Genomic DNA, 5,543 nt, shown 5'->3' with positions numbered 1-5,543 from the left:
ATGCAGGTAACCACCGCTACCCCAAGCTGACTGTTAATGCTAATGATTACCGACACCGCAATTGGCATGGTTTTTTGGCTGGCGGTAAACAGCACCGCTAAACGCTTGGCTCTGGGTAAAGCACACAGTTGACTGGCGTACCAACTCACTACTAGCAGAGCAATATGTAAGGCGAGGCAGGCAAGGCTAATGCTCAGTAAGCTACTGGCAGTTAAGGCTAGCAGCGCACCTTGGCTAGCCGACAAAGTTAGCCAGACTCCGGCAATCACCAGCAAACTAGGCAGTACGCCCAGTGTTTTCCATAAGCCTTGTTTAACAGCATAGTGGCGTAGTAGTAGGCCTATTAGGAAGGGGGCTAAGACAATTTGTAGTAGTTGTAAAAACAAGTCCCAGCCTTTCACTCCCACTTGTTGGCCTAAGAGCAAACTCAAACAGAAGGGAATGCTGAGGATCCCCAGAAAGTTGAGACTAAGGGTAAAAAATAACGACCACTGAGCATTGCCGTGAGTTAAACGGGTTAATACGATGCAGGACGACAGCGTGGGTGGAACCGCGCTCATCACCAACAAACCAATCAGTAACTCCTTGGATAGCGGTAGCCATAAATACCCCAGCCAACCAAGTAGTGGCGCCAGCACTAGGTTAATTACTAAGCTCAAGCTAAAGGCGGTTTTATAGCCTTTGCCGAGGCGCAGCTCGGCACTAGAGGTTTGCAGGCCATTGATTAAAAATATGCCAGCCACCATCCAAGGTAGCAAACCTAGCTGATTAAGATAAGCACCGGGAGCGGGGGCTAAAACCGAGATAATGATGGCGATAATCAAGCCAAAGGGAAGTAAGTAAATAATAGTGAATATCCTCTATGGGTTTGCTGGTAAGGTGGTTAGCTTGCGGCCTTGTTGTCGCCAAGCTTGTCTAGAAGCTGCTCGGCTAGGGTTTATCTTCTGGCGCAGCTGCGCTTTGCCCTGCGCCATATTGCGGACTCGCTCGTAGAGCTTGCTCATTTGTCGCCCTTGCTTTGCGGCAGTGGAGGCCAAGCCCATTTGGGCTGCAGCGCTTCTAGTTGTGCCGCTAGCCTGAGTAAGCGCGCTTCTTGATGCCAGTCGGCAATCAATTGCAGACCAATCGGCGTGCTTGAACTGCAGGGGCGAACTGGCACATTCAGCGCCGGGTTACCAGCCATGTTAACCCAAGCGGTAAATGCGGCATGACCTCGGGGCCCCACCGCTTGCCCAGCAATAGTGCTGGGGTAGGCTTGTTCTAGTGGCCAAGCAAGCGCGGCAATCGAGGGCATTAACACGATGTCCCAGTGCTTAAATAGCTGTTTCACTTGCTGTCTAAATAGCAGTACTTGCTGCCAAGCCCGCATAATATCAACGGCGCTGTATTTACCTCCTTGGCTGGCTAAGTGCTGGTATTTTGTTTGGCTGGATGAGGCCACTTCGGGGAGTTCGTCAAACACAAAAGCGAGGCCAACTTCGGCTAAAATGGGCCAAAATTGATTAAAAAAGTCGAGATCTAACGGCAGCGCGGCTGTTTCTACGTGATGGCCTAAATGCTTTAGTTGTTCTGCCACTTGACGATTGTCGGCGCGAATTTGTGGCTCTACCGGGTGCCTCTGTAACTGTTCCACAGCCAGTATTTTTAAGCTGCTACTGGGCGACGGCTGTAGGGCACAAGAGTAATCCTGCTCGCCGATCACCGACAGTAATAGACTGAGATCTTCTACCGAGCGAGCGATGGGGCCAGCTACCTCAAAATCAAACATGAAGCGGGGCAAGCCGTCTTTTCTGCTGATGAGCTCAGCGGTAGGTTTTAAGCCATATAAACCAGTGTGGGCGCAGGGGCGGCGAATCGAGCCTCCGCCATCGGTGCCCAGCGCACAGGCGGCTAAGCCACTGGCCACCGCCGCGACGCTACCACCGGAAGAGCCGCCGGGGGTGAGTTGCCTGTCCCAAGGATTGCAGGTGCTGCCAAAATGCGGATTGCTAGTAATGCCGTCGCTGGCAAATTCAGGCAAGTTGGTTTTACCAATAATCAACATGCCAGCCTGTTGGCATTGGGCCACGCAATATTCACTGCTTGGCTGCACTAGCCTGGCTAAGCTGGCATTCCCCCAGCTGGTGGGCATGCCAGCCACATGCAAGTTATCCTTAACCGCCAAAGGGATGCCGTCGACAGGGCTTAAAGGGCGTCCCTGCTGCCAGCGTTGGGTGCTTTGTTCTGCTTGGCTTAGTAGCAGCGGATTAAGGTAGATATAGGCATTTAAGCTGGGGTTTTGCTGCTCAATCGCAGTAATCACTTGCTCGCATACTTGGCTTGGAGTGAATTGGCCAGAGCTAAAGCCCTGGCTGAGTTGCGCCAAGCTTAAGCGCCATAGCGGCGCCTGCTCTACAGATGCTGGGGTAGCCATATTACTAGCTCCGGTAACAGCATAATCAGCATAACAAACAGCATCATAATACATACGTAGGGCAGTGCTCCCCACATCACATCGCGAATATCACCGCCGTCTTTACGCACGCTGTGTACCACAAATAGGTTCATGCCTACTGGTGGAGTAATTAAAGCTACTTCACACATCAGAACGATGAAGATGCCATACCAAATAGGGTCAATTCCTAAGCTGGTGACCACCGGATAGGTAATGGGAATGGTCAATACCTGCATCGATAACACATCCATAAACATGCCTAATAGCAGGTAGAAGCCAACCAAGATCAGTAGCAAACTAAACGGTGATAAACCGAGAGAGACGACACTCTGAGTGAGTTGGTCGACGATGCCGGTTAAACTAATGGTTAAGTTAAGAATGAAGGCGGCGGTAATAATCAGCAGAATCATGCCCGAGATCTGCGCGGTTTGGCGAAAACAATCGAGGAAGAACTGTTTGCTTATGGCTTTGTGAGCGTAAGCAAAAGCTAAAGCGGCCATTACGCCTAGCGCTGCCGACTCGGTGGCGGTGGCTAAGCCGCTGTAGATGCCGCCCATCACAATGCCAAATACCACCAAGGGCGGAACTAGGTGTTTAGATAGGCGAATTTTCTCGGCTAAACTCACCGAGGCTTCTTGGTTGTTCACTTCGTTACGATTAGACAGCGCGATATAAATAATAAAACACAGGGTGAGCAATAGGCCAGGCACTAGCCCTGCTAGAAATAGCTTACCAATGGAGTTATTGGTGAGTGAGCCGTACACCAGTAAGTTGACACTGGGCGGGATTAATATTCCCAAGGTACCGCCTGCGGCTAGGGTGCCTAAGGATTTACGCATACAGTAGTTGCGTGCTTGCAGTGAGGGCAGCGCCACGGTGCCCACGGTGGCAGCGGTGGCCACCGATGAACCGGAAGTGGCTGCAAACAGCGCCGAAGTACCAATGTTAGAATGTAGCAAGCCACCGGGAAGGCGTCCCATCCAAGCCGACATGGCTAAATACATGCGGTCGGCAATGCCACTGCGTAGCAGTAATTCACCGAGTAATACAAATAAGGGAATCGCGGTGAGTACTGGGTTGTTTAATACGCTCCAGACTACGGCGCCCCCGGTAGAAACAAAATAAGGGCCAAAGGCGACTAGGCCTCCAATCAAACCCGCGCCGGCCATCACCACTGCAATTGGCAGGCCGATGACCATGAGCAACAACATCACGGCAAAACCGATGCTGGCAGCGAGAATACTCATGCTTTTTCTCCTAATAGTGAGCTTGCTTCGATGTCGTTTTGGCTTCTTGAGTTAAAGTCGTCCATTTCCTGAGCCACTTCTTCCAAGACCCCTTTAGGACCGAACTGCTGATTAAGTTGCTGAAGATCTTTGTTAAACAGTAACAACATGGCTTTGCCAACCAGCAATAGCGAAATTAAGCTAAACAGCGCTAGAGCGGCAAACCAGGCACCTTGCGGCCAAATTAAAGGGGTGCTCCAAGCGGTGGGCGCGGTGCTGCCGTACTCTTGGGTTTCCTGAATAATCTGCCAACTCACGTAAAATAAAAAGCAGGCAAATAGACTTAAACTGATAATCGATAGCAGGTTAAATAGGCTGCGTAGCCACGTGGGGTATTTGCTGTAGAGTAAATCAATCCGCATATGGCTGCGGCCAATCAATGCCGAACTAAACGCCAAGCAAGCGCCGAGCGCCAAGGCGTAGCCACTGAGTTCATCAATACCCTGCAGCGATAGGTTGAAGAACTTACGTAATAGGGTTTCAAGTACAATTAATAACGATAGCAGCAAGAAAATGCCGCCAAAAACGATATTGGTGATGTTATCTAGACGTTTCAACACTAACGATACTCCTGTCTTCGTGAAGAGGGGCTTCGCCCCTCTTAATTCAGTGTTAGTCTTTCATTGCTGCCGTCCATTCGGCGGAACAGCTGGGGTTAGACTGGTCACAGATTTCCGCCCAAGTGGGGTAAGATACCTTCATCACCGTCTCCGATACGGTTTTTAGATCTTGTTCTCGAACTGGAACCTTGACTAGGTCATAGCTAGTGAGGTTGTCGCAGGGTTTTTCACCCACATTACAGCGCAGTGATTCTTTATAAAGATCTTCAGAGTAGCCCCAAATATCTTTCACTAGCTGGTCGAAAGACGCTTGTAAGGTGGCTTGTTGCTGGTCAGATAGTTTGTTCCAGGTATTAAGGTTAATACCGTAGCCATTCATACCGAGTTGAAAACCAATCGGTAACATGTGGGTGGATACTTCAGGCCAGCCTGCAGTATTGGCAGAGCTGGTGCCAGTAATGGCACAGTCAATCACCCCTAAAGCTAAGCTTTGGTGTACGTCACCAAAGCTAATAGGAATGGGAACGCCGCCAATCGACTCAACAAACTTAGCGAGGTTTTGGTCATAAACGCGCACCTTTAAACCGGCTACATCTTCTAGGTTGCTAATAGGATGGTTACAAAATAGTACCTGAGGACCAAACGGCCATAGGCCTAACAGTTTGGTATTGAAGCGCTCCTGTAAGCGTTTATCTACCACCGCTTGGTATTGGCTAATGGTATGTGCACCCGCTGCATAAGTGGGGTTAAGACCAACTAAATCTAGGCCCAAAATGGTCGGTTCATCACGCGATACTTGGGAAAGACGTAAGGAGATCAAGTCAAACATTCCCGACTTCAGTACTCGTAGTTGCTCGGTATCTTTAATGCCGGTGGTGTCGGCTGCTTTATAGTTGACCTTTAGTGGCAGGCCACTTGTTTCTGCAAGGTGTTCAAAGAAGGGTTGTTCAAGGTTTTTTTGAATCAAACCAGTGGCCATGGGTTGGCCCATCACGCGTAGTTCAATTGCATCATCGGCTTTGGCAAGGGTGGCGACCAAGCCAGTAGCGAGGGCGGCGGAAACCAGTAGTTTTTTCATTATTAACTCCATTTAATAGCTTATTTTCCAGATTATTATGTATATATAATTATATTTTAAACCTAACAAGCTAAAGCAGGGTTTGTGCCATTGGTTGAATTTTGTTTTTTTTCAATGGTTTATGTTTTTGGTGTGAATTTTAAGATAAATACCAGTATAAAATTGCACTGGTTTGGTGCTTTTGT

6 protein-coding genes are annotated in these 5,543 nt (G+C 49.3%); all 6 read right to left on the bottom strand.

What is annotated here, in order from left to right:
- Positions 1–824, bottom strand: an 824-nt coding sequence (locus ACQY6Q_RS17510) for a bile acid:sodium symporter (RefSeq protein ID WP_427983417.1), incomplete at its 3' end; no start/stop codon positions are given.
- 36 nt (positions 825–860) lie between these two features.
- The gene (locus ACQY6Q_RS17505) at positions 861–1,004 is read right to left on the bottom strand and encodes a hypothetical protein (RefSeq protein WP_427983415.1); all 144 of its coding nucleotides are present in this window, start codon (positions 1,002–1,004) and stop codon (positions 861–863) included.
- A complete protein-coding gene (locus ACQY6Q_RS17500; RefSeq protein WP_427983414.1) occupies positions 1,001–2,413 on the bottom strand; it encodes an amidase in 1,413 nt (470 codons plus the stop codon). Before ACQY6Q_RS17500 ends, ACQY6Q_RS17505 begins: the two co-directional genes overlap by 4 nt.
- Positions 2,392–3,681: a TRAP transporter large permease gene (locus tag ACQY6Q_RS17495; RefSeq protein ID WP_055732715.1), complete on the bottom strand. Its 1,290-nt coding sequence runs from the start codon at positions 3,679–3,681 to the stop codon at positions 2,392–2,394. Before ACQY6Q_RS17495 ends, ACQY6Q_RS17500 begins: the two co-directional genes overlap by 22 nt.
- On the bottom strand, positions 3,678–4,280 hold the full coding sequence (locus tag ACQY6Q_RS17490) for a TRAP transporter small permease subunit (RefSeq protein WP_427983412.1): 603 nt from the start codon (positions 4,278–4,280) through the stop codon (positions 3,678–3,680). The genes ACQY6Q_RS17495 and ACQY6Q_RS17490 overlap by 4 nt, the downstream gene beginning before the upstream one ends.
- Positions 4,281–4,332: 52 nt before the next feature.
- Entirely contained in the window at positions 4,333–5,358 is a 1,026-nt protein-coding gene (locus ACQY6Q_RS17485) for a TRAP transporter substrate-binding protein (RefSeq protein ID WP_427983411.1), read from the bottom strand.
- Between the last annotated feature and the right edge of the window lie 185 nt (positions 5,359–5,543).

It is taken from the genome of Agarivorans sp. (assembly GCF_050295395.1).
Taxonomy (GTDB): domain Bacteria; phylum Pseudomonadota; class Gammaproteobacteria; order Enterobacterales; family Celerinatantimonadaceae; genus Agarivorans.
This window is presented reverse-complemented; position numbering and strand designations above follow the sequence as displayed.